Source organism: Caballeronia sp. LZ016 (genome assembly GCF_031450805.1).
Taxonomy (GTDB): domain Bacteria; phylum Pseudomonadota; class Gammaproteobacteria; order Burkholderiales; family Burkholderiaceae; genus Caballeronia.
In genome coordinates, this window is sequence record NZ_JARTVY010000001.1 from 607,477 (window position 1) to 631,183 (window position 23,707).

Sequence of the window (23,707 nt, forward strand, 5' to 3'; positions counted from 1 at the left end):
CGCGCCAACACGACAGCGCCGGCCGACAGAGACGAAAGATTGTAGAGCAATTGCTTTGCCTAATTGGGGATGGGCCGCCAATTACCAAGGTTTCCCGGCTCCCGGCAGTCATCTGTATCGCGCGCCGCTGGACGAAAGTGCGGCAGACCGCGCAGCCAAAAAAAACCCGCCATCGAAGGCGGGCCAAGTCGCTGCGCTCGTTGCTTGGACCGCGCCGGCGTGCGCCGGTCGCGGTATTGTGATCGACGCGTTACTCGACGTGCTCGCCATGCAAGGTGACGTCCAGCCCTTCGCGTTCCTGTTCTTCGGTGACACGCAAGCCCATGACCATGTCGATGACCTTCAGCAGGATGAAGCTGACGACGCCCGAGTAGATCAGCGTGACGATCACGCCTTTCGCCTGCACGAGCACGCTGCCGTCGAAACCGCCGATGTCCTTGACCGCGAACACGCCGGTCAGCAGCGCACCGATGATCCCGCCGACGCCGTGCACGCCGAACGCATCGAGCGAGTCGTCGTAATTAAACTTGTGCTTGAGCCAGGTGGCCGACCAGAAGCAGACCACGCCCGCAACGATGCCGATCACGATCGCGCCCGTCACGCCGACGAAGCCCGAGGCCGGCGTCACGGCCACCAGACCCGCGACCGCGCCCGAGATGATGCCGAGCACCGACGGCTTGCCCTTCGTGATCCACTCCGCGAACATCCAGCCGAATGCGGCGAATGCGGTGGCGATTTGCGTCGTCAGCATGGCGAAGCCGGCACGGCCGTCAGCCGCGACCGCCGAACCTGCATTGAAGCCGAACCAGCCGATCCACAGCATCGACGCGCCGATCAGCGAGAGCACGAGGTTGTGCGGCGCCATGACTTCGCGGCCGTAGCCTACGCGCTTGCCGAGGACGATACAGCACATCAGGCCCGCGATACCCGCGTTGATGTGAACGACGGTGCCGCCCGCGAAGTCGAGCACGCCCGCCGACGCGAGCCAGCCGGTCGGTTCCCAGACCATGTGCGCGATCGGCGAGTAGACGATCAGCGACCACAGCGTCATGAAGACGAGCATCGCGGAGAACTTCATGCGGTCGGCGAACGCACCGGTGATGAGCGCCGGCGTGATGATCGCGAACGTCAACTGGAACGCGAAATACACGGACTCCGGAATGGTCGATGCAAGGTGGCTGACGGTGAGCGTCGTCGCCTTGTCGCCCTTGATGTAGGCCATGCCGTGCAGGAACACGCGCGAGAAGCCGCCGAGGAACGAACCGCCCGGCGTGAACGCGATGCTGTAGCCGACGACCGTCCAGAGGATCGTGATCAGGCAGCAGATCGCGAAGCTCTGCATCACGGTGGCGAGCACGTTCTTCTTGCGGACCATGCCCGCGTAGAAAAGCGCGAGGCCCGGAATCGTCATGAACAGCACGAGCGCGACGGACGTCAGCATCCAGGCGGTGTCGCCCGAACTGATCTTCGACGAATCGACCATGAACGGCTCGGTCGGCGCGCTCGGTGCGGCCTCCGATGCAGCCTGTGCAGCCGACGCCGCTTCCGCCGACGAAGCCATCGCCGTGTTCGCGCTGGCCGGCGCGCTCGCGTTCGATGCGGCGTCGGTCGCGGGCGCCGAGGCGGCGGCCGGAGCGGACGCGTCCTGAGCGAGAGCGGTGCCGACAGTCGCGCCTGCCAGCGCGGTCGCCACCAACAGGGACATCAAAAAGTTACGCATTCTTCTGGTTCCTCTTATCGCCGATTATTCTTAGAGCGCGTCCGCGCCGGTCTCGCCGGTACGAATGCGAATGACCTGCTCGATTGCGGTCACGAAGATCTTCCCGTCGCCGATCTTGCCCGTGCGCGCGGCACGCTCGACGGCTTCGATCGCCTGGTCGACGATGTCGTCGGACACGGCCGCCTCGATCTTCACCTTCGGCAGGAAGTCGACGACGTACTCCGCGCCGCGATACAGCTCCGTGTGCCCTTTCTGACGACCGAAGCCTTTCACCTCGGTCACGGTGATTCCCGAAACGCCGATCGCCGATAACGCTTCACGCGCTTCGTCCAGCTTGAACGGCTTGATGATTGCGGTAATGAGCTTCATGTATCCCTCGCTGTGGTTTCCTGATCTTTCCGCGTGCCGTTCGGTGAAAAAGCGTGCAGAAAAGGTCGCGCCATCAATGCAACTCGTATGCCATGCTAATAACCACGCGGGTTTGCGCAATTCAGCCGCCGAATGAGGTTTTCCCTCTGCCGAACGGCTAACGCGGCCACCACACGCTGGCGGAGGGGCAGGTTCGTTGCTAGAGTGGTCCCAAGGTCCCGTAAAAAAGGGCAGGGACGGCGAAAGAGGCCGCGCGCCGGCGCTAAAATCGCGTCGCCTTCGGGATTGCCCCGCCATGTATCGCCGCAACGCAGCGGCGCACCACTTTCGACCATTCGAAAGCGCGGGGCACTGACCTAACAATGAATGCACATTATTTGTGCACACAGGGAGAAACGATGAAGCAGCCCAACGACGTATTCAACGACCTTCAGCAGAAGATGAGCGACCTGTTCAAGAATTCGCCGGCGAAAGACGTCGAAAAAAACATGAAGGCGATGCTCCAGCACGGCTTCTCCCGGCTCGATCTCGTCACGCGCGAGGAATTCGATACGCAGACGCAGGTGCTCGTGCGCACGCGCGCGCGTCTGGAGGAACTGGAAAAGCGCGTCGCGCAACTGGAACAGCGGCTGGCAAGCGGCGGCACGTCGCAGGACTGACGCGCGCTCCTCATCTCTCGTATCCGGCCGGCGAGCCGTGACGTTCTAGTCTTATTGCGGCGCGGCTTTTCGCTTGCGCCGATTCGGGTGAAATCATGTCGCTTGCCGTGGTACGCAGCCGCGCGCCCGCGCCTGGGCGCGCGCCGGAAGTCGTCGTCGAAGTCCATCTTGCCAACGGGTTGCCGTCGTTCTCTATCGTCGGCCTTCCCGATCTCGAAGTCCGCGAAAGCCGCGAGCGCGTACGCGCCGCGCTTCAGAACTGCGGCTTCGACTTTCCCGTCAGCCGCATCACCGTCAATCTCGCGCCCGCAGACTTGCCCAAGGAGTCCGGCCGCTTCGACTTGCCCATCGCGCTCGGCATTCTGGCCGCGAGCGGGCAGATTCCGGCGGAATCGCTGGAGCATCGTGAGTTTGCCGGTGAGTTGTCACTGACAGGCGCGTTGCGGCCGATGCGCGGCGCGTTCGCGATGGTCTGTGGCGCGGCACGCCAGCATGCCGCGTCCGATGCGCGCGTCCCCGATATCTATCTGCCGCTCGCGAGCGCAGCGGAAGCCGCGCTGGTGCCGGGCATCGACGTGTACGGCGCCGACGATCTCCGTGCACTGTGCGCTCACCTCAACGGCGTGCCGGATGCGCGCCTCAGTCCGGTGCAGGCCGCAACGCTTTCCGACGCCAACGCCGTGACGTCGCCCGATCTCGCGGATGTCATCGGTCATCCCGGTGCGCGGCGTGCTCTCGAAGTCGCGGCGGCGGGCGGGCATCATCTGCTGATGGTCGGGCCACCCGGCGCCGGGAAGTCGATGCTGGCCGCGCGTCTGCCCGGCCTTCTCCCGCCGATGACCGATGACGAAGCACTCACGTCCGCCGCCATTCTCTCCGCCAGTTCGATGGGTTTCACGCCCGCGCAGTGGCGACAGCGGCCGTTTCGCGCACCGCATCACTCATCGAGTTCGGTTGCGCTCGTCGGCGGGCGTAATCCGCCGCAGCCGGGCGAAATCACGCTCGCCCATCTGGGCGTCCTGTTTCTCGACGAACTGCCCGAATTCGACCGCAAAGTGCTCGAAACGCTGCGCGAACCGCTGGAAGCGGGCCGAATCACCATTTCACGGGCGGCGCAGCAGGCCGACTTCCCGGCCGCCTGCCAGCTCGTCGCCGCGATGAATCCCTGCCCGTGCGGCTGGCGCGGCGACCCGGGCGGCCGTTGCCGATGCTCGCCGGAAATCGCCGCCCGGTATCTGCGCAAGCTGTCGGGGCCGCTGATGGATCGCATCGATATTCAGATCGAGTTGCCCGCACTATCGCCTGCGGAGTTGTCGGCACGGACCGCGAAGCGCGGCGAGTCGAGCGCAGTCGTCGCCGCGCGCATCGCCGTGGCGCGCGAAATTCAATTGCGGCGTCAGGGCAAGACCAATCGCGAGCTAGACGGACGCGAAGCCGATGACGTCTGCCGCCCCGACGCGACGGGCGAGTCGCTGCTGCGGTCGGCGGGCGAGCGGTTCGGGTGGTCGGCGCGAGCCTATTACCGCGTGCTGAAGGTCGTACGTACGATTGCCGACCTGGCCGGCGCCGACACGCCCGATGCCGCGCATGTCGCGGAGGCGGTGCAGTACCGGCGCGCCTTGTCGATCGCCTGACGGTGCGGCGAAAGATTGCTTGTCAAGACTTGACTTATGCACACGAAGGCGCTCCGCAGCACCTGATGACCGCGACAAGCCGCCTGCGCACGCCCATTTCACAGACCATTGATTTTATTGAACTAATTAACTTGCCGAGAAGTAGAGCAAAGTAAGCGCAACCGCATAAGGCGGTCTTTTGATGCGTGTCACACACTCTTTTCCACAAAGTTATCCACAGATATTGTGGATAGTGGAAAAAGCCCTGACAAATCCGCGTATTACGCGCGGTTGCTCCGACGCAACCTTCACTGCAATGCCCTTTGCATAGTGCCTAGTTAACTCGGCGTTGACTTAATTCGAGGCATCACTCTAAAAAAGTTTGAAGGACGTGAAGAACTGGTCGGCCTGCTCTGCCGGCGGAGTCTTGTCCGCGACGATCGCCAGTTGATACACGTGCGCGCCGCGCGCGACGAAGCGAGCCTGGATGGTCCGCGCCTCCCGCTTCTGGCCGCTCTGGCCGCTTACCCGCATCTCGCTACCCAGCACGCGGCCTCCGGCGGCGAGCTCGATCTGCGTCGCGCGGGCGTCGGGCCGCGCGTTGACGTTACGTGCGAGGCCCTGCTCCAGGTAATCGAGCGCGGCGCGCTGAAGCGCCGGATCGGCGCTCGGCAGGACGACCGTGCCGACGGCGAATACGGCGTCATTGGCTTCGGCGGTTTGCATGCGCATGATCATCGGCTGGCCCGCGATTTCGATCTTGCGTTCGGCCGCGCGCGGCTTGGCCGGCAGCGTCACTTCGTAGCCGTCGTCGTTATTCTGCAGGGTTCGCCAGTCGTAGGACGGCGTGCAAGCGACGAGCGCGGCGCATGCTAGCGAAGCGCACACTGCTGCAACCGGCGATGAGAGACGTGCGGCAAAACGGCGCATGTTCGCCGCGACGAGGGATGAAACAGACGTCATATCGATTGGATGCCCGGAAAAGCATCATTATCGCGCCGCAGCCCGAGGGCCGACCCGGGCGCTGTCACGCTCCAACGCGCGATTGGCGTAAAATGCTTGCCACGTTTCGTTGCGATTGCGCCCGTCGCGGCGCTCGAGTCCGCAATCCGAGGTTCCCATGTCCCAAACCACCGAAGCCACTTCCGCACGCGCGAAAAGTCCGCTGCGTTACATCGTGATGGCGCTGGTCGCCGGCGTGATCGCGTGCACCGGCTACTTCGCGTTCGGCGGGCAGCAGCGCGCGCCCGACGCCACCTTCACGCTGTTGTCGGGCCAGAAGATTTCGACATCGGGTGACCTGAAAGGCAAGGTCTATCTCGTCAATTTCTGGGCGACGAGTTGCGAGACCTGCATGAAGGAAATGCCCGACATGATCAACACGTACAACAAGTTCAAAGGGCGCGGCCTCGAATTCGTCGCGGTGGCGATGAGCTACGACGCCCCGATGTACGTCAGCAATTACGCGCAGACGCGCAATCTGCCGTTCAAGGTTGCAATGGACGACGGCAGCGCCGCCAGGCAGTTCGGCAATGTGCAGCTTACGCCGACGACTTTCGTCATCGATAAAAACGGCAAGATCCTGAAGCGCTATGTCGGTGAGCCGACGTTCGCGGAACTCGACGCGCTGCTCGACAAAGCGCTCGGCTCGGCAGCATGAACAACGCCCGCTTCGGCGGGCGTTGTCTTTTTATCGTTCGGCATCGCCTTTCACCGCGATTCCGTACCGTTTGATCTTCTCGTAGAGCGTCGCCTTGCCCACTTGCAGGCGATCCGCCGCCACGGCCACCGCGCCGCCGCACTGCTCCAGCGTTTCGCCGATGACCGCGCGCTCGAACTGCTCGGTGCGCTCCTTCAGCGATTGCGTCGTCATGTCGGCCGATGCGCCGATATCGTCGATGACGCCGAGCACCATCCGGTCCGCCGCGTTGCGCAGTTCCCGCACGTTGCCGGGCCAGTCGCGCTGCATCAGTTCGGCGCGCTGACGGTCGGTGATGAGCGGCGCGGGCCGCTCGTAGCGCACGGCGGCATCCAGCAGAAAGTGTTCGAAGAGCGGCACGATGTCCTCGCGGCGCTCGTTGAGCGGCGGCAGCGTGATCGTCACGACATTCAGCCGGTACAGCAGGTCGCGCCGGAACGTGCCTTGTGCGACGTGTTCGTTCATGTCGCCTTTCGCGGCGGCAACCAGTCGCAGATTCGCCCGCACGGGCTGATTCGAGCCGAGCCGCTCCAGCACGCCATCCTGAAGCACGCGCAGCAGTTTCACTTGCAGCGAGAGCGGCATGCTTTCGATTTCATCGAGAAACAGCGTGCCGCCCGACGCATGCTCGAGCTTGCCGATGCGCCGTTTCTGCGCGCCGGTGAACGCGCCCGCTTCGAAGCCGAACATCTCCGATTCGAACATCGGCTCCGGCAGTGCGCCGCAATTCACCGCGATGAACGGCTTGTCGCGACGCGGCGACAGATCGTGCAGGCTGCGCGCGATCAGCTCCTTGCCGGCGCCGGTATCGCCGTTGATGAGCACGGACGCATCCGTCGGCGCGACATTCGCGATCAGCCGGCGCACCTGCTCAATTGCGGGACTGCGCCCGATGATGCGCGGCGCCACGCTGCTTTGCTCCGCCAGTTCGCGACGCAACGCCTGATTCTCGAGCACGAGCTTGCGGCGCTCCAGCGCGCGCCGCACCGCTTCCACGAGCCGCTCCGACGCGAACGGCTTTTCGATGAAGTCGTACGCGCCGTCGCGCATCGCCTGAACGGCCATGGAAATATCGCCGTGACCGGTGACGAGCAACACCGGCACCTCGGGCGCGCGCTCGCGGCACTGCGCGAGCAGATCGAGGCCGCTTGCGCCGGGCAGCCGGATATCGCTGACGATGACGCCGGGAAAATTCGCGTCGATAGCGCGCGCCGCCGATTCGACGCTCCCGTGGCCCGTCACCTCGAAGCCCGCGAGTTGCAGGCTCTGTACGCTCGCGCGCCGCACGAGTTCGTCGTCTTCGATGAAGATCACCTGCAAGCCGGTGGTCATTGTCTTGCCTCGATTCAGTTTGCTATGCACGACGCAGCGTCAATACGAATTCTGCGCCGTGCGAACGATCCGCGTCGGCCTGCGTGCCGCCTTCCGGTCCATCCGCGACGATCGGCGCGATCACGTTCCGGGCGACGAGCGTGCCGCCGTAATCCCGCGCGATCGCCGATGAAATCGCGAGTCCGAGACCCAGTCCGTGGCCCGTTTCCTTCGTCGTGAAGAACGGTTCGAACAAATGCGGCAGCGCATCGGCGGGAATGCCGGGGCCGTTGTCACGCACGACGATCGCGACGGCGTCCGGCCGCGCGTCGATGTCGACGACGATGCGCGGCGCATCGCAGGAAGCGACGGCGTCGAGCGCATTGCCGATCAGGTTGATGAACACCTGCTCCAGCCGCAAATCCTCGCAGCGCACGTGGATAGGCGCGGCGTTGCCTTCGAGTTCCGGGGCGAGGTCGATCGCGACGTTCTTCAGGCGCGGTCCGAGCATCGCGAACACGTTTCTCAGCGCGCGGGCCACGTCGGTGCGCGCGTTCTTCGGCCGCGCCTTCGCCACGAAGAGCTTCAACTGGTTCGTGATCTTGCCCATGCGCTCGGTCAGCGCGGCAATCGCTTCCAGGTTCTCCCGCGCCGCCGCCTGATCGCCGCGGTCGATCAGCACGCGCGTGTTGTCGGAGAAACTGCGCAGCGCCGCGAGCGGCTGATTGAGTTCATGCGTGATTCCGGCGGCCATCTGGCCGAGCGCGGCGAGCTTGCTGGCCTGAATGAGCTCGTCGTGGGCGGCGCGCAAATCCTGCTCCGCGCGCGTGCGCTCGTTCACTTCCTTCGTCAGTTGCGCGTTCGCCTGCGACAAATCCGCCGTGCGCTCCGCGACGCGCTGATTCAGCTCCGCATACGCCGTCTGCAGCATCTCGCGGCTGCGGATCATCTCGCCCACGCGCGCGCGGCGCATCCGCCAGTAGAACGCGAGCAAGCAGAGCGACAAAAAGACGAGCGCGGTCACGACGACCGCCGTCTGCGCCGCGCTCTCGACGGGATCGAGGGGCGCCATCGTGATTAATTGCCAGTCGGGTTCGCCGATCGAGCGGCGCGTCGCCAGAAAACTGAGCGCGTTCAGCCCGCCGCCGACGCGCACGATCTGCGCGCCGCCTTCGAGCGTCTCGACGATGGACATCGGCAGCGGCGTGATCGGTTGCTGCGCGTACTGGCGCGTCGAATAAACCGACGCCTCCACGCTCTGCGGCAGCGGCCGCACCGTGTGATATTTCCACGACGGCACGGACGACAGAAAGATCACGCCGTGATCGTCGGTGACGAGCAGCGGTTCGGACGCGTCCGCGCCTTGCAGCCATTCGAGGTTGAGCTTGACGACGGCCACGCCGATGAGTTCATGCGAGCCTTCCCGATAAACCGGCTGCGAAATGTAGTAGCCCGGTTCGAGCGAAATGGTGCCGAGTCCGAAGAATCGTCCGACGCCGCCCTTCAGGGCATCGACGAAATACGGCCGGAAGTGATATTCGACGCCGACGAAGCTGTCCGGCCCCTGCCAGTTGCTCGCCGCGACGCAAAAGCCGTTGGCGCGGATGAGATAGGTCGCGGTCGCGTGCGAGCGGCGATTGAGGTCTTCGAGATAGCGATTCGCGCGATCGACGTTGCGCGCATCGGGCGCGGCCAGCACGTCCTGCACGAACGGGTGGCGCGAAAGAAGATAGGGAAGATATTCGTAGCGGTCGAGCGTGCTCTTGAGCGTGCTCGTCGTGCGATCGACGCGCGCGGCCGCATTGCGCCGCAACTCGTCGATGCCGCGCTGCCACGCAACATGCCACGTCAGCGCACAGCACGCCGTGAGCAGCGCGATCAGCGCGAAGATCACGAAGATGCGGCGCGTCACTTGAGCAGATTCCCGCGAGTGAGAATCCGTCATTGTGGCATACGCGTTTTCCGGGTACGCCGACCCTGAGGCGCGCGGCGAAGCATCCGCCGATCGGTGCTTCGCCGCGCGTTGCATGGCTTGAATGGTGCGGACGGCTTAGACGGTTTCCGCTTCGGTGTCGTCGGCGCCGTGACTCAGCGCGGCACGCAGCTTGTTGCGATCGAGCTCGCGCTCCCACGCCGACACCACCACCGTCGCCACGCCGTTGCCGACGATATTCGTCAGCGCGCGGCATTCGCTCATGAAGCGGTCGATGCCGAGAATCAGCACCATGCCCGACAGCGGAATGGTCGGCACCACGGCCAGCGTCGCCGCCAGCGTGATGAAGCCCGCGCCCGTCACGCCGCTTGCGCCCTTGGAAGTCAGCATCGTCACCGCGAGCAGCGTCAACTGCTGGCCCCAGGTGAGGTCCGTATTCGTCGCCTGCGCGATGAACAGCACGGCCATCGTCATGTAGATGTTCGTGCCGTCGAGATTGAACGAATAGCCGGTCGGCACGACGAGACCCACGACCGAACGCGAGCAGCCGAGTTTTTCGAGCTTGAGCATCAGTTGCGGCAGCGCGGCTTCGGAAGAACTCGTGCCGAGCACGATCAGCATCTCTTCCTTGATGTACGCGATGAACTTCAGCACCGAGAAGCCGACCATCCGCGCGATGGCGCCGAGCACCACGACGACGAACACGATCGACGTCAGATAGAACGTGCCGATGAGCTTGAGCATCGGCACGAGCGAGCCGATGCCGTACTTGCCGATGGTGAACGCCATCGCGCCGAACGCGCCGATCGGGGCGAGCTTCGTGATGATGCCGACCATGCCGAACAGCACGCCCGACAGGCCTTCGATGAACGTCGTCACGACCTTGCCGCGCTCGCCGAGATGCGCGAGCACCGCGCCGAACAGCAGCGCGATCAGCAGGATCTGCAGGATTTCGCCTTGCGAGAACGCCGACACGAGCGTGTCCGGGATGATGTGCATGAAGAAGTCGACCGTGCTCTGGCCGTGCGCCTTGGCGGCGTAGGTATCGATCGCCTTGTGGTCGAGCGTGGCGGGATCGACGTTGAAGCCGACGCCCGGCTTCAGCACGTGCGTCGCGATGAGGCCGAGCACCAGTGCGAACGTCGACACGACTTCGAAGTACAGCAGGGCCTTGCCGCCTACGCGCCCGACCTTCTTCATGTCTTCCATCCCGGCGATGCCGGTGACGACGGTACAGAAGATGATCGGTCCGATGACCATCTTGATGAGCTTGATGAAGCCGTCGCCGAGCGGCTTCATGTCGGTGGCGAGGGTGGGATAGAAATGCCCGAGTGCGATGCCGATGGCGATGGCGGCGAGCACCTGCACGTACAGGACTTTATAGAAAGGTTTCTTCACGATGGTTCCAGACAAGATCAGGCAGTTGGCAAAAGAGCGCCAGCGGCGAGCCGCGAAGAGCGGGCAAAGCGTCGTTGCGCGGGGAGCCGCGCACGTCGGATCGCGTCGCGTAAGCGAGAGCCGCTACGTCGACGGATTCAGGGACGGCTGGATGCGAAAGGGGTCATCGGCGTGTCTCCTTGACTTTTATGGGCGGCTTCGCGGGCCGTACCGTCTCTATTGCAAGGGCGATGCCAGTGTTCGTTTTCGGCTAAACGCTTGTCGCGGCTGGGATTTTTCGAAGTGCGGATGCGCGTGACGTCCGGGTTTCCGGAAATCGGGAATGCGGTTGTCCGATGCTCTGGACGGCCTGAACTGCCAACCTTCTTTGATAGTCGTTTATCGTCGACGACTCGAAAGCCGAAAAAAAACCCACGTTACCGTGGGTTTCCGTTCCTGCCCGAAGTGCACGTGCCTCAAACGACGCCAGCGCCGTGCGCCTGCACGTCTGCGTGATAGCTCGAGCGCACCATCGCGCCGACCGCCGCGTGCGTGAAGCCCATCTTGTAGGCTTCTTCCTCGTACATCTTGAACGTGTCCGGATGCACGTAAGCACGCACCGGCAAATGATGCTCGGACGGCTGCAAATACTGGCCGATCGTCAGCATGTCGACATCGTGAGCGCGCAGATCGCGCATCACCTGAAGAATCTCTTCTTCCGTTTCGCCGAGACCGACCATCAGGCCCGATTTCGTCGCGACTTCCGGATGCAGCGCCTTGAAGTCCTTCAGCAGCTTCAGCGAATGGTGATAGTCCGAACCCGGACGCGCTTCCTTGTAAAGACGCGGCACCGTTTCGAGGTTGTGATTCATCACGTCGGGTGGCGCGGCCGTCAGGATATTGATCGCGCGATCCAGGCGCCCCCGGAAGTCCGGCGTCAGAATCTCGATGCGCGTCTCTGGCGAATGCTCCCGTACCTGCCGGATGCATTCGACGAAATGCGCCGCGCCGCCGTCGCGCAGGTCGTCGCGATCGACGCTCGTGATGACCACGTACTTCAACTTGAGCGCGCCGATGGTCCGCGCGAGGTTGATCGGCTCTTCGGGATCGAGCGGATCGGGGCGGCCGTGGCCGACATCGCAAAACGGGCAGCGGCGCGTGCACTTGTCGCCCATGATCATGAACGTTGCCGTGCCTTTGCCGAAGCACTCGCCGATATTCGGGCAGCTCGCTTCTTCACACACCGTATGCAGGTTGTGCTCGCGCAGAATCTGCTTGATTTCGTAGAACCGCGAATTGCCCGTCGCCGTGCGCACGCGAATCCAGTCCGGCTTCTTGAGCTTCTCGATCGGCACGACCTTGATCGGAATACGCGATGTCTTCGCCTGCGCTTTTTGCTTCGCGGTAGCGTCGTAGGCAGCGGGAGTGGGAACAGGCGCCGATGAGGCGGCGTCGCCGGCCAGGTTTGCGGTTGCGTCAGTCATTCGGTTGTCCGGTAGATGCAGCGAAACGGCTCGCGCCGTCTTGCGGTTGAGCGGCGGCGCCCTGCGAGCCGTCTATCTGGAGCGCCAGCCTTTCGGCGAGCGTGAGTGCTACGTCGCGCCAGCCGGCGGTGACGCCGAGCGTCGCCATGTCGACGGTTTCGAGTCCCGCGTAGCCGCACGGGTTGATCGCGAGGAACGGCCGCAGATCCATCTCCACGTTCAGGCTGACGCCGTGATAGCTGCACCCGTTGCGGATTTTGAGCCCGAGCGCGGCGATCTTCGCGCCCAGATGCGCCTCATGCAGACGAACGTTCGCGCCTTGCTGCGCCTGTTCCGCCGACGGCCGCGCGACGTAAATGCCGGGCGCGCCAGCCTTGCGGTCGGTCGCGAGATTATACGTCGCGAGCGTTTCGATGACGGCCTCTTCGATGCGCCGCACGAGTTCGCGCACCATCAGCTTGCGGCGGCGCAAGTCGAGCAGCAGGTACGCGACGATCTGCCCCGGGCCGTGATACGTGATCTGCCCGCCGCGATCCACCTTGACGAGCGGAATGCCGCTGTCGGCGAGCAACAGGTGCGCGGGATCGCCCGCGAGGCCGAGCGTGAAAACCTGCGGATGTTCGACGAGCCAGATTTCGTCGGGCGTATCGGGCGTGCGGGTGTCGGTGAACGCGCGCATCGCATCGAAACTTTCGCTGTACGGCTCGACGCCGCGCCAGCGTAAATGGACGCCGTGCAGCACGCCGACGGCGGCGTCGAAGGAAGTCTCGGGAAGGAAGTCAAGCGGCGTGGCGGACATGGTTCCGGTAGTTTACCGAAATCGCACCATGCCCGCCGGGAGTAGAAAGCGCGCAAGCCCTCAGACCGTGCGCCAGCCGGCGCGCAGGCGCTGCGCGAGCCGTTCGATGCCTGTCGATAGCCAGCGCATCGCGCGTTCGTCGCGGCGCGGGAGCATCGTGAAGACGACGCAGGCCGGCTTGTCGCCTTCCGCCGATAGCCACAGGCGTTCGCGGCTGCGCAGCTTCAGGCGATCGCCGGGCGCGAGCCAGTAGTCTTCGATGTCGTCGCTGCGCGTCGCCCAGACCGGGCCGCCATGCACGGTGAGCCGCGTGCTGCGCGCGATGCGCATTGGCACGGTTTCGCCCGGCTTGATTTCGAAGGTGACGCTTGTCGATATTTCTCGCATGATCCACTCCGCCAAGGAACGTTTCGATGACTACAATCCTAGGCGTGGCAAGGCATCCGGCAAAACGATCAATTTTCACTGCTATGTGAGCCGAATTGACAAACGCATCGACATCGATCCACATGGACCTGCGCCAGCTCCCCGCACTGAATGCACTGCGCGCGTTCGAAGCCGCCGCGCGTCACGAGAGCTTTTCTCGCGCCGCCGATGAACTGTTCGTCACACACGGCGCGGTCAGCCACCAGATTCGCGCGCTTGAAGCCGAGCTTGCCGTCACGCTCTTCGCCCGCGACGGCAAGCGCGTGCGGCTCACCGACCGTGGCCGTCAGTACGCCGCCGACGTGCGCGCGGCGCTCGTTGCGCTCGCCGAATCGACGCGGCGCATCCGCGCAGGCGACCGCGACCGCCGGCTGGTGGTATCGACGATTCCCTCCTTCTCCGCGCGATGGCTGACCTCGCGCGTGGGCGGGTTCATCGAAAAGCATCCCGAATTCGATCTCGAATTGCTGTCCACCAGTTCGCTCACGGACTTCAGCCGCGACGACGTCGACCTCGCCATCCGCTTCGGCTATGGCAAATATGCCGGCGTACACGCCGAACCTCTGCTCGACGAAGTGTTCTTCCCGGCCTGCTCGCCGCGCTTCAACGGCGGCGCGCTGCCGCGCACGCCCGCCGACCTGCCGAATTTGCAACTCCTTCGTTCGAGCGACGAACTCTGGCGGCCGTGGTTCGACGCAGCCGGTCTCCCCGACGTGCCCGAGCCGAAGCGCGGCGTCTTATATGAGGATTCGTCGAATCTGCTGCAGGCGGCCATCGACGGCCAGGGGATCGCGCTCGTGCGGCGCTCGCTCGCGATGCAGGAAGTGATCGCGGGAAGGCTGGTGCGGCTTTTCAACGTGGATGGTCCGAGCCCGTGGACCTATTTCTTCGTATGTCCGCCTGAATTGCTTGGAACGGCTCGCGTTCAGGCGTTTCGTGAATGGATTTTCGCGGAAGCGGAACAGTTCCGCCTGCTCTACGAGCGCACGCCCGCAGTGTGCGATGCGCCCGCAGGCGATCTCAGAGCACTACCTTGACCATCGGATGACCGGTGAGCGCACGATAAATGTCGTCCAGATGCGCGCGATTCTGCGCGCGCACGGTGCACGTGAGCCCGGTGTAGTTGCCCCCCGACGACGGCCGCGTTTCGATGCGCGTGACGTCGAACTCGCCGTCGAACTCGCGGATCACCGTGACGATGGTGTCCTGAAACTCGGGGTGCGACTTGCCCATCACCTTGATCGGGAAATCGCAGGGGAAATCGAAGAGGTCGTCGGTGGTGGTCGGTTGTTTGGTGGAATCGGACATGGCTTTCTCCTTAACCTGCGCGGCTCGCCTGATTCGCGAACTCCCGCGCTTTCGCCCGCTGGTAGGCATCGTATAGCGCAGCATAGACCGGGCCGGGGCGGCCGCCGCCGACGCTCGCGCCATCCAGCGTCGTGATCGGCATCACTTCCTTCGTCGCCGAACTGATCATGATTTCATCGGCGGCGCGCAATTCGGCCTCGGTGATGTCGCGTTCCTGAAACGGAATGCCCGCCTCGGCCGCCAGTTCTTCGATCAGCCCGTAGCGGATGCCTTCGAGGATGCGCGGTCCGCGCGGCGCGCCCAGCAGCGTGCCGCCTGCAACAATCCACACATTTGAGGACGAACCTTCGGTAAGCAAGCCGTCGCGCAACTGGATGGTTTCGAGCGCGTCGTTTTCCGCTGCGTGCTGCGCCATCAGCACGTTGCCGAGCAGCGATATCGATTTGATGTCGCAATGCAGCCAGCGTTTGTCCTCGGCGGTCACGGCTACCGCGCCTTGCGCGCGGCTCGCGTCGCTCGGATACGCGATCGGACTCAGCATCACGAACACCGTCGGCGCGATGCCCGTTGGAAACGCGTGCCCGCGCTTCGCCGCGACGCCGCGCGTAACCTGAATGTAGACGAGCGCATCGCCGGGGCCGGCGTTCGAATCGATCGCGCGATGAATCAGGGCGCGCCAGCCGGCATCGTCAAAGGGATTGCCGATGCGAATCTTGCCGAGACTGCGGTTCAGACGCGCGAGATGCTGCGCGAGGCGGAACGGCAGACGCGCGCCGCCGGACTGCGCGTAAAGCGGCACGACTTCATAGACGCCGTCACCGAAGATGAACCCGCGATCCAGCACGGGAATGCGCGCTTCGGAGAGCGGCCCCCATTCGCCGTTCAGATAGACCGTCGGGTCGAATACATCGGCGTGGGTCGAGTTCATCGGTGCCGCTCCGTTCGGAACAAACGCGTTTTACTTCCGCTTCTGCCACATCAGCAGCGCGGAATCCCACAAGCGGCCGAACAGGCCCGCTTCCGGCACTTCCTGCAGCGCGACGAGCGGGAACTGCGCGACTTCCTTGCCATCGGCCATCATCCGGACGGTGCCGACTTGCTGGCCCTTCTTCACCGGCGCGATGATCAGATCGTTGCGCGTGATCGTCGGCTTGACCTTGTCGCCGAGACCCTTCGGCACGGTGATGTACTGATCCGTCGATACGCCCGCCTGCACGTTGTCCGCCGCGCCCTTGTACACGCGCGGCGATTCGACCACCTGATTCGCCTTGTAGAGACGCAGCGCGTCATAGGCCGTGTAGCCGTAGCTCAGCATCTTGAGGCTGTCCTGCACGCGCGCCGACTCCTTCGGCTCGCCCATCATCACCGCGACGAGGCGGCGGCTCGCGTCCGGCGTGCCGACGAGCGGACGCTTGGCCGTCGCGACCAGGCAGTAGCCGGCGGCCTTCGTGTGGCCGGTCTTGAGGCCATCGACGGAGGAGTCGAGCCACAGCAGGCGGTTACGGTTCGGCTGCTTGATCTTGTTATACGTGAACTCCTTTTCCGAGAAGATGCTGTAGTACTCGGGGAAGTCGCGGATCAGACGCGTGGACAGCACCGCGAGATCGCCGGCGGTCGTGTAGTGCTGCGGATCGGGCATGCCGTTCACGTCGGCATAGTGCGTGTGCTTCATGCCGATGCGCTGCGCCGCGCCGTTCATCAGATTGACGAAGTTGGCCTCGCTGCCGCCGACCAGTTCGGCCAGCGCGATAGCCGCGTCGTTGCCCGACTGGATGATCATGCCGTACACGAGGTCATGCACCGTGACCGGCTTGTTCGCCTCGATGAACATGCGCGACTCGTCGGTCCGCACGCGGCGCACGGCCTCGCTCGGCATCACGGTCTGATCCATGTTGATCTTCTTCGCTTTGAGCGCGTCGAAGACGAGATAAGCGGTCATCAGCTTGGTCAGCGACGCCGGTTCCACGCGCTCGTCAGGATTGCCCGATGCGAGCACCTGGTTGCTGGTCGCGTCGACGAGCACCCACGAACGGGCCGTGACCGCGGGCGGCGGCACTTGCGCCAGTGCGCTCGCAGCGGCGAAGACGGCCGGCAGCACGATAGCGGCCTTCAGCGCGCGAAGCCTTACGGAAGAAGCAGGAGCGGAAACAGAAACGGACGGGACAGAAAAGCCGGAAGGGAAAAAGCGCATAGGATCGGTCGGCAGAAAGTGCGTCGGCGCAACGCCCGGAATGATCCGAAAGGCGGCGAAGCGCGGGTTGAACAGGCAGACCGTCGATGCCGGTCGGCGCTTCGCCTGATTCTCCGGGAGGCCGGAAAGCCGGCACTCGCGGTGGCGCGGCGAAGAGCGCTCATTCGACAGACGGCCGCGCCATCGGTTCTCAAACGTTTGTTTTCGAAACGTCGCGTTGGCCGGCATGAGAGCCGGCGTTCAGGCGTCGGGCTTTTCGCCGGAACCGATTCGCTCTCGCGTTGCGGCGACAAGAATGCGAATGGCCGGGCGAAAAAATTCTGCGCCATTATACGCGCGGCTCACAGCGCCTTTGCTGTCAATCTGCCCGTCTTTGGCCCGAAGCCGCGCTTTTTAAGGCGATGCCTAGGCACGTTTCCGGGTTCGGCTCACGCGCCCGCGCTACCGCCAGGCGTCGACGATCACGCGCTTCAGGATATGCAGCTTGCGGTGAAAGAAGTGTTCGCCGCCCGGAATCACCACGACCGGCAATTCCTGCGGACGCGCCCAGTCGTACACGGATGCGATCGGCACCGTGTCGTCCACTTCGCCGTGAATCACCAGCGTGTTCTCGGGCACCGGGGCCACGTCCCAGCGGCTCGCCGCCGTGCCGACGAACACCAGCCGTTCGATCGCCTGCCCTTCGTCCGTCAGGCGCTTCGCCACGTGCGACAGCACGAAGGTGCCGAACGAAAAGCCCGCGAGCACGATGGGCACATCGCCCTGCCCCGGCTGCGCGCGCATGTGAGCGATGACGGCCAGCAGGTCCTCGCGCTCGCCAATGCCGTTGTCGTGCTCGCCTTCCGTCTGCCCGACGCCACGGAAATTGGAGCGATACGTCGTATAGCCGAGCTGAACGAAGGTCCGCGCGAGCGTCTGCGCAACCTTGTTGTCCATGGTGCCGCCGAAAAGCGGATGCGGATGCGCGACGAGCGCGATGCCGCGCGGCGCGGCGTCGGTCCGGTCGAGCGCGACTTCGATCTTGCCGGCCGGCCCGTCGATCAGGAATTTTTCTGTTTGCGCGTTCATGCGGCGAGGCGTTGTTTAAACCGGTTGATCGATGAGAAGACGCTCGACGATCTTCCCGTTGGCGAGATGCGAATCGACGATTTCGTCGATGTCCGTTTCATCGACATACGTGTACCACGTGCCTTCCGGGTACACGACCACGACCGGCCCCAGCTCGCAGCGGTCGAGGCAGCCCGCCTTGTTGATCCGCACCTTGCCTTCGCCCGCGAGGCCCAGCTTCTTCACGCGCTTTTTCGCGTGCTCCTGCATCGCCTGCGCATTGCAGTTCGCGCAGCTCGGCCGCGTTGCGTCGGCGTCGCGCTGATTGAGGCAGAAGAACACGTGGTACTTGTAGAAAGAATCCATGAGTATCGGGTGCGCCGGGCGAATGAGTGTCGGTCGATTATAGCGAGCGATGTCCCGCGCTGCCGTCAGCGCTCATCGCCCGCGCCGCCCGAATTCCCCACGCGCCGCCGCATGACCCATGCGCGTTCCGCCGCCGACGCGAGCCAGCCCAGCGCCGCATACGGCCACACCCACGCGAGCCAGTGCAGCAGCCCGTTGAAGTGCAGGTAGCGGCCTTGCCGCCAGTCGGCGAGCACGATGTCGAAGTACGGATTCACCGGCAGCAGATTGACGAGCGCGAGCCCGGCGACGAGCGCCCCGCCCGCCAGCGCCGCCCGCAGCGCACGCGGCAGCGCGACCGACAGCACGCCCGCCACCGCGCCGATGCCGATGCCTTCGAGCGCGCCATCGGTGGCCCAGTCGAACGTCAGGCCCGCGCGCGATTGCAGGAACGACGCGCCCGCTTTTGCAAACAGCGTCGCGACGATGAGGCCGATCATCAGGCGGATGCGCGGCGCGCGTTCGCGCGTCAGCAACGTCACGAGCACGAGCGCCGCAAAGAGATTCGACGACGTGATGAGCGCTTCCCATGAATCGTCGGGCAATAGCGCGCCGAGCCGGTCCGGCCAGCTTTCGATGTCCCACGCGGCGGGCGTCCAGACGAGGATCGCGTCCTGCATCGCCGGATCGAGGCTGTCCCAGAGCACGCGCGGAAGGTCGCCGCCGCCGAAGAGATACGGTGCGGGGAACATCGCCGCGAACGGCCACAACGCCGATAGCCCGATGACATACGCGCCGTGCCGCTCGAACCACGTGAAGCGGATGCGCCTCAAAAGGCCGCGATCGAGCAGCGCGCTGGTCGCGGGCGCGATCAGCACGCCGCCGACGAGCGCACCGAGCGCATTCGCGCCGAGATCGAGGTTCGACGACACGCGCGTCGGCAGATAGGTCTGGATGGACTCCATCACGCCCGACAACAGCCCCCCGCCGACGAATGCGGCGCACACCGCCGCCGATCCCCGCCAGCGCGGATACAGCGCGAGCACGATCAGCGCGCCGAGCGGCATATAGCCGAGCACGTTCGTGACGACGTCGAATGCCGTCAGATATTGCGGAAGCGGATCGGTGAGAAACGCGAAAGGCCCGATGCCGAGCGATCGCCAGCCGGAAAACGGATACAGCGAGCCGTACACGACGAGCGCCGCATACGCGATGAGCGCCTGCCGCGAAAACGCCGACGGGCGGCGCTGCCATTGCTTGATCGTCATGAGCCGCCCGAGCGCCTCCGTTCGAGCGAGGGTGGTCGAAGTGTCGATGTCATCGTGACGCGGCGAGCGGCTGCGCGTCGAGCCACGCGCTCAGTTGTGCGATCAGATCGTCGGATGCTGCCGCGAGCGCGCGCGCGCCGCCGGCTGCATCGGCGCTCGGCGCGGGGGCGCTGGCGGCGAACACGCGCTGTGCGACGACGCGGCCTTGCTGCGTCAGCGTCGCGCGCACCGACACGGAGCCGTGGCTCCGCTCGGGCGCATCGAAGACCTGCTCGAAGCCGGTCAGTTCGAGTTCGAGCAGCGGCGCGCGTACCGGATCGGCGCCCGTCAGCACCGGGCCGCGCGCCGACAGCGCCGCGCGCAGGCGCTGGGTCAGCAGTTGCGCGGGCGGCATCGTCCAGTGGCTGTTCGCGTAGGCGCCGGTGCGCTGCGCGTCGGTGTAGCTCATCCGGTAGACGAACGCGTCGGTTTCCAGGCTGCGCGGCGCGCCGACGGCCAACACCTTCACGGGCGGCATCGCTTTGGTTTCGCCCGATGCAGGCGGCGCGCCGAGGTCATAGCGCGCGTCGGGCGCGACGCTGCCGTTCGATGCGCAGCCGCCGAGCATCGTCATCCCGATGAATACGAGCGCGAGCGCCGTGCGGTTCAACTCTGTGTATGCCATGAGATTCCTTTTCAACGCGCGGGATTCGCCGGCCAGACGAAACCCGGCTCGCCCGGCCCCGGCGGCATCGACGGCGCACCGAACAAGACGCTGCGCGGGCTCGCGCTGAACGTATCGGCGGCGCGGTCGACGGAACGCGCGGCGCCGGCCAGATCGTCGGTGAACGAGTAGAGACGCGGCAACGCCTCGAAGCCGACGCGCGCCGTCATCTCGCGCAGCGATTCGTTCATGTCCGCGAGCGACGTGGCCGCCTGTTCCGCCGCGTTGCCCGCCTTGTTCAGGTTCGTGAGGAGCGGCCCGTTCTCGCGGTTCAGATTCTGGATGAACGCATTCGTCGATGCCAGCGTGCGGTCGAGCTGCTGCAGCGTCTGCGGCAGGCGCGACGTCGCGGGCCCTGCCTGACTGGCCAGCGATGCGATGCCGTCGGCCGCGCCCTGCAGGCTCTTTGCGGTGTGCATGAGCTGATTGCGCACGTCGTCGGAGAGGAATTTATCCGCATCGTCGGATAGCCGCTCGAACCGGCGCAGGATCACTTCGCCGCGCTCCTGCAACTGCTCGAAGAGGCCCGGACGCATCGGCACTTCGGCGACGTGTTGCGGCGACGAAGCGAGCGCGGCCGTGTCCTTGCCGGTGTCGTCGAGCTGCACGAACGCGATGCCCGTCACGCCCTGAAAGCCGAGCGTCGCGAACGTGGAGCGCGTCATCGGCGCGTTCTTGTCGACGAGGATGCGGATGCGAATCTGCCCCGGATGCGACTTGTCGAAGCGGATCGACTCGACCTTGCCGACGCCGAGACCGCGGTAACGCACGGCGGCATCGGTGAACAGGCCGGTCACGTTGGTGCGCGCGATCAGGTCGTAGGGCACGCGCACCGTGCGATCGACGTTGAAGAAGAACGCCGCGAACGCGATCGCCAGCACGAGCACGATGGTGAACAGCCCGGTCCAGAACGCGTGTGATTTGTTTTCCATCGGCGGGTTCCTTCTCTCTCTTGGGCGTGGCGTCGGCTATCTGATGGTGGACGAGGCGTCGTCGAGCGCGACGGCGGGCAGCTTCGCGCGTCGCTCGGGCGGCAGCGCGGCGAGCGCACGCCGTCCGCGCCGCCCCAGAAAATACTCGCGGATGAACGGATGATCCACCGCCACCGCCTCTTCCACGGGCGCGGCAACCAGCACGCGCCGGTCCGCGAGCACGGCGACGCGCGTGGACAGCGCGACCATCGTATCGAGATCGTGCGTGACCATCACGACCGTCAGGCCGAGCGCGCGATGCAGCGTTGCGATCAGATCGACGAATTCGTCCGATGCCTTCGGATCGAGACCGGCGGTCGGCTCGTCCAGGAACAGCAGTTCGGGTTCGAGCGCGATCGCCCGCGCGATGCCGACGCGCTTCACCATGCCGCCCGACAGTGCCGACGGCATCTTGCTCGCGTGCTTGCACGACAGCCCGACCATTTCGAGCTTGAGCATCACGAACTCGCGGATCAGATCCTCGGGAATCTTTCCGAGTTCTCGAAACGGCTGTGCGATGTTGTCATACACCGTCAGCGACGAGAACAGCGCGCCTTGCTGAAACATCATGCCGGAGCGCGTGCGCAGCATCTTGGCGGTTTCGTCGTCCATGCGCGCCCATTCTTCGCCGAGCACGCGGATCGTGCCGGATGTCGGCGATTCGAGTCCCAGAATCTGCCGAACGAGCGTGGTCTTGCCCGAGCCCGAGCCGCCGAGCAGCGCGACGATTTCGCCGCGCCGCACGTCGAGGTTCAGGTGCTCGTGGATCACCGTTCTGCCGTAGCGCTTGGTGACGTCGCGCACTTCGATGACCGGCTCCGCGATGACGGGCGGCGGCTGATGGCGTACGGCGGTGGCGAGCGTCGTCGACATGTGCGTTATAGGCCCACGTTCTGGAAGAGGATCGCGAAGACGGCGTCGGCGAGGATGACGATGGTGATCGACGTGACGACGGAAGTCGTCGTGCCTTCGCCGAGACTTTGCGAATTTGCCTTGATGCGAAAGCCGAAGTGACAGGCGGCGAGCGCGATCAGCATGCCGAACACGACGCCCTTGCCGAGCCCGATCCACAGATTGGCGATCGGCACGACGGATGGCAGGGAGCGGATGAAAAACGAAATGTCGATGGACAGCACGAGCTTCGCCGCGAGCGCGCCGCCCACGAGCGCGATGATGTTCGTCCACATGACGAGCAGCGGCATGGCGATGCCGAGCGCGATCACGCGCGGCAGGACGAGCCGCAGACCGTGCGGGATGCCCATGACCTGCATCGCGTCGAGTTCTTCGGTGACGCGCATCACCCCGATCTGCGCGGTGATCGCGGAGCCGGAGCGCCCGGCGACGAGAATGGCGGACAGCACGGGCCCGAGCTCGCGTATGACGGACAGCCCGAGAATGTTCACGATGTACTGGTTCGCGCCGAACATGCGCAACTGCTGCGCGGACAGATAGCTGAGCACGATGCCGATCAGGAACGCGACGAGCGCGGTAATGGCGAGCGCCTGCGCGCCGGCGCTGTAGATGTTCGCGGAGATTTCGGTCCACGGCGTGCGATTCGGACGCCGCACGATCGAAGCGAGATCCATGAGAAAGCCGCCGAACATCGAGAGGCCGCCGTGCAGATGATCGAGGAACGCGAAGATCAGTTGTCCGAGCCGTGTGACGGGATCGGTGCGATCGACGGGTTCGGGTTCTTCGCGCTCGGCGTCGAGCAGCGCGACGCGCTCGAAGATTTCGCGCTGCGTGTCCGATAGCGCGATGGTCGCGGGCATCTTGCGGCCCCAGATGCGCCAGAGCGCCTGTCCGCCGACGTGATCGAGCCGCTCGACGGAGAGCAGGTCCCACTGGCTGATGGCTTCGCGCCCGATGGCGCGCAGCCGCCGCGTGACGCCGCTTTTGGCGCGATCACGCGCGAGCGCGAGCGCGGTCCATTGGCCCGAAAGCCGGACCACCTTGCCTTGCTGACCGGCTTCCACTCGCAGGCGGGGCGGCGTGTCGAAGTTCAAGGGTGTTGGGGCGGGGGTGGGAGGGAGAGGACATTGTAGCGAAGGTTGTGCGGGGGGCTTGAGTCCGTGAGGTTCGGGGCAATGTCATCCCGCTATCGCGAGCGGACGAATTCCCGGAGGCAACGCGACACAACACTCGTCGCAGGTCAACGCGAGCCGCTATACGAACGGTGACACCGCCCGCCTGCTTTCGAACCCGGAAGTGAAGGCCGCTTACGACGCGCTGGAACCCCGGTACGCCGCCGTGGAAGCCCTCTTGCTGGCGCGCAAGCAAGCCGATCTTACTTAAGCTCAGATTGCCGCCCGCATGGGCGCCACTGCATCCGCCGTCGCACGCCTCGAAGCATCGCTGATCAGCGAAAGCCCCCGCCCTCCATCGCCACCCTGCGCAAATACGCGGCGGCCTGCGGCAAGACGCTTCACATCGCCTTCATATGACCGCAGCGGAGACAAGCACGCCGATACCGCCCCGCTACAA

The 23,707-nt window shown here is 64.9% G+C and carries 23 protein-coding genes and 1 pseudogene; 5 read left to right on the top strand and 19 right to left on the bottom strand.

Going from position 1 to position 23,707, the window contains the following annotated elements; genetic code table 11:
• Nucleotides 1–250 precede the first annotated feature (250 nt).
• Both P9220_RS02850 and P9220_RS02855 read right to left on the bottom strand, forming a co-directional pair.
• Nucleotides 251–1,720, bottom strand: coding sequence for an ammonium transporter (locus tag P9220_RS02850; RefSeq protein WP_309763488.1), 1,470 nt, complete (start codon nt 1,718–1,720; stop codon nt 251–253).
• A 30-nt stretch (nt 1,721–1,750) separates the two neighbouring features.
• The gene (locus P9220_RS02855) at nt 1,751–2,089 is read right to left on the bottom strand and encodes a P-II family nitrogen regulator (protein WP_014190273.1); all 339 of its coding nucleotides are present in this window, start codon (nt 2,087–2,089) and stop codon (nt 1,751–1,753) included.
• A 398-nt stretch (nt 2,090–2,487) separates the two neighbouring features.
• On the opposite strand from P9220_RS02855, the gene P9220_RS02860 reads away from it, so the two are divergent.
• On the top strand, nt 2,488–2,748 hold the full coding sequence (locus tag P9220_RS02860; protein WP_309763489.1) for an accessory factor UbiK family protein: 261 nt from the start codon (nt 2,488–2,490) through the stop codon (nt 2,746–2,748).
• Nucleotides 2,749–2,843: 95 nt separating this feature from the next.
• Nucleotides 2,844–4,382: a YifB family Mg chelatase-like AAA ATPase gene (locus P9220_RS02865; RefSeq protein ID WP_309763490.1), complete on the top strand. Its 1,539-nt coding sequence runs from the start codon at nt 2,844–2,846 to the stop codon at nt 4,380–4,382.
• 351 nt (nt 4,383–4,733) lie between these two features.
• Here the strand turns inward: P9220_RS02865 and P9220_RS02870 are convergent, their stop codons facing one another.
• Nucleotides 4,734–5,159: a hypothetical protein gene (locus tag P9220_RS02870; RefSeq protein WP_309763491.1), complete on the bottom strand. Its 426-nt coding sequence runs from the start codon at nt 5,157–5,159 to the stop codon at nt 4,734–4,736.
• Between the two features lie 322 nt (nt 5,160–5,481).
• Between P9220_RS02870 and P9220_RS02875 the strand changes: the two genes are divergently transcribed.
• A complete protein-coding gene (locus P9220_RS02875) occupies nt 5,482–6,021 on the top strand; it encodes a TlpA disulfide reductase family protein (RefSeq protein ID WP_309763492.1) in 540 nt (179 codons plus the stop codon).
• 30 nt (nt 6,022–6,051) lie between these two features.
• Here the strand turns inward: P9220_RS02875 and P9220_RS02880 are convergent, their stop codons facing one another.
• The 6 genes from P9220_RS02880 to P9220_RS02905 all read right to left on the bottom strand — a co-directional run bounded on the left by P9220_RS02880 (nt 6,052) and on the right by P9220_RS02905 (nt 13,351).
• A complete protein-coding gene (locus tag P9220_RS02880) occupies nt 6,052–7,392 on the bottom strand; it encodes a sigma-54 dependent transcriptional regulator (RefSeq protein WP_309763493.1) in 1,341 nt (446 codons plus the stop codon).
• Nucleotides 7,393–7,414: 22 nt separating this feature from the next.
• Nucleotides 7,415–9,400 (bottom strand): ATP-binding protein, encoded by a 1,986-nt coding sequence (locus P9220_RS02885; RefSeq protein WP_404980378.1) that lies wholly within the window; start codon nt 9,398–9,400, stop codon nt 7,415–7,417.
• Between the two features lie 21 nt (nt 9,401–9,421).
• Entirely contained in the window at nt 9,422–10,702 is a 1,281-nt protein-coding gene (locus tag P9220_RS02890) for a dicarboxylate/amino acid:cation symporter (RefSeq protein ID WP_309763495.1), read from the bottom strand.
• Nucleotides 10,703–11,157: 455 nt separating this feature from the next.
• The gene (gene lipA / locus P9220_RS02895) at nt 11,158–12,165 is read right to left on the bottom strand and encodes a lipoyl synthase (RefSeq protein ID WP_309763496.1); all 1,008 of its coding nucleotides are present in this window, start codon (nt 12,163–12,165) and stop codon (nt 11,158–11,160) included.
• On the bottom strand, nt 12,158–12,964 hold the full coding sequence (gene lipB, locus P9220_RS02900; protein ID WP_309763497.1) for a lipoyl(octanoyl) transferase LipB: 807 nt from the start codon (nt 12,962–12,964) through the stop codon (nt 12,158–12,160). The genes lipA and lipB overlap by 8 nt, the downstream gene beginning before the upstream one ends.
• Nucleotides 12,965–13,024: 60 nt before the next feature.
• Entirely contained in the window at nt 13,025–13,351 is a 327-nt protein-coding gene (locus tag P9220_RS02905; protein ID WP_309763498.1) for a DUF2917 domain-containing protein, read from the bottom strand.
• Nucleotides 13,352–13,473: 122 nt separating this feature from the next.
• On the opposite strand from P9220_RS02905, the gene P9220_RS02910 reads away from it, so the two are divergent.
• Entirely contained in the window at nt 13,474–14,427 is a 954-nt protein-coding gene (locus P9220_RS02910) for a transcriptional regulator GcvA (RefSeq protein WP_309763499.1), read from the top strand.
• On the opposite strand, the gene P9220_RS02915 is transcribed toward P9220_RS02910, so the two are convergent.
• The 10 genes from P9220_RS02915 to P9220_RS02960 all read right to left on the bottom strand — a co-directional run bounded on the left by P9220_RS02915 (nt 14,411) and on the right by P9220_RS02960 (nt 23,229).
• Entirely contained in the window at nt 14,411–14,698 is a 288-nt protein-coding gene (locus P9220_RS02915) for a DUF493 family protein (protein WP_309763500.1), read from the bottom strand. The genes P9220_RS02910 and P9220_RS02915 overlap by 17 nt on opposite strands.
• A 10-nt stretch (nt 14,699–14,708) precedes the next feature.
• Entirely contained in the window at nt 14,709–15,626 is a 918-nt protein-coding gene (locus P9220_RS02920; protein WP_309763501.1) for a D-amino acid aminotransferase, read from the bottom strand.
• Between the two features lie 30 nt (nt 15,627–15,656).
• Entirely contained in the window at nt 15,657–16,889 is a 1,233-nt protein-coding gene (locus P9220_RS02925; RefSeq protein WP_309763502.1) for a D-alanyl-D-alanine carboxypeptidase family protein, read from the bottom strand.
• Between the two features lie 441 nt (nt 16,890–17,330).
• Nucleotides 17,331–17,957, bottom strand: a complete 627-nt coding sequence (locus P9220_RS02930) for an alpha/beta hydrolase (RefSeq protein WP_309763503.1) — start codon at nt 17,955–17,957, stop codon at nt 17,331–17,333.
• A 15-nt stretch (nt 17,958–17,972) separates the two neighbouring features.
• Nucleotides 17,973–18,302, bottom strand: coding sequence for a (2Fe-2S) ferredoxin domain-containing protein (locus tag P9220_RS02935; protein WP_309763504.1), 330 nt, complete (start codon nt 18,300–18,302; stop codon nt 17,973–17,975).
• 65 nt (nt 18,303–18,367) lie between these two features.
• Complete coding sequence (locus P9220_RS02940; RefSeq protein WP_309763505.1) at nt 18,368–19,549, bottom strand: VanZ family protein; 1,182 nt, start codon at nt 19,547–19,549, stop codon at nt 18,368–18,370.
• Between the two features lie 49 nt (nt 19,550–19,598).
• Nucleotides 19,599–20,213, bottom strand: a complete 615-nt coding sequence (locus P9220_RS02945; protein ID WP_404980377.1) for an ABC-type transport auxiliary lipoprotein family protein — start codon at nt 20,211–20,213, stop codon at nt 19,599–19,601.
• A gap of 11 nt (nt 20,214–20,224) precedes the next feature.
• Complete coding sequence (locus tag P9220_RS02950) at nt 20,225–21,184, bottom strand: MlaD family protein (RefSeq protein WP_309763506.1); 960 nt, start codon at nt 21,182–21,184, stop codon at nt 20,225–20,227.
• A 36-nt stretch (nt 21,185–21,220) separates the two neighbouring features.
• Nucleotides 21,221–22,096 (bottom strand): ATP-binding cassette domain-containing protein, encoded by an 876-nt coding sequence (locus P9220_RS02955; protein WP_309763507.1) that lies wholly within the window; start codon nt 22,094–22,096, stop codon nt 21,221–21,223.
• Between the two features lie 5 nt (nt 22,097–22,101).
• The gene (locus P9220_RS02960; RefSeq protein ID WP_309763508.1) at nt 22,102–23,229 is read right to left on the bottom strand and encodes an ABC transporter permease; all 1,128 of its coding nucleotides are present in this window, start codon (nt 23,227–23,229) and stop codon (nt 22,102–22,104) included.
• 184 nt (nt 23,230–23,413) lie between these two features.
• On the opposite strand from P9220_RS02960, the pseudogene P9220_RS02965 reads away from it, so the two are divergent.
• Nucleotides 23,414–23,667 (top strand): annotated as a pseudogene (locus P9220_RS02965) (helix-turn-helix domain-containing protein).
• Nucleotides 23,668–23,707 lie beyond the last annotated feature (40 nt).